General features: G+C 73.3%; 1 protein-coding gene. It reads left to right on the top strand.

The window, feature by feature from the left end:
* Positions 1 to 254, top strand: a 254-nt coding sequence (locus tag KZZ06_RS20870) for a CDP-diacylglycerol diphosphatase (RefSeq protein WP_219581872.1), incomplete at its 5' end; no start/stop codon positions are given.
* Between the last annotated feature and the right edge of the window lie 16 nt (positions 255 to 270).

The raw sequence follows: 270 nt of genomic DNA, 5'->3' as shown, positions 1-270 counted from the left end.
CGCTCGAGGAGGTGTCCTACGTCGCCATGCGGGTCCCGGCGGACGCGATGGCGGCGTTCAACCCGTTCGCCGCGCTGGCCCGCGTGCCCGGCTGGCAGGGCCGGCTGCACGACGCGAGCTTCGCGGCGGTGGAGGCCGATCCCGGGGATCCGCGGGGCGGGATGATTCTGTTGGCCTATCGGGAGCCGGAGGCCAGCGCCGAGTACCTGATGGATCACAGCTGCCGGATGGCCAAGCACGGCCGGTCCGGCTGATCGGCGACCGCGCCGA

This window comes from Sulfitobacter sp. CW3 (assembly GCF_019392245.1).
Taxonomy (GTDB): Bacteria; Pseudomonadota; Alphaproteobacteria; order Rhodobacterales; family Rhodobacteraceae; genus Sulfitobacter.
The sequence above is the reverse complement of the archived record's forward strand: the minus strand, read 5'-3'. Positions and strand labels throughout refer to the sequence as shown.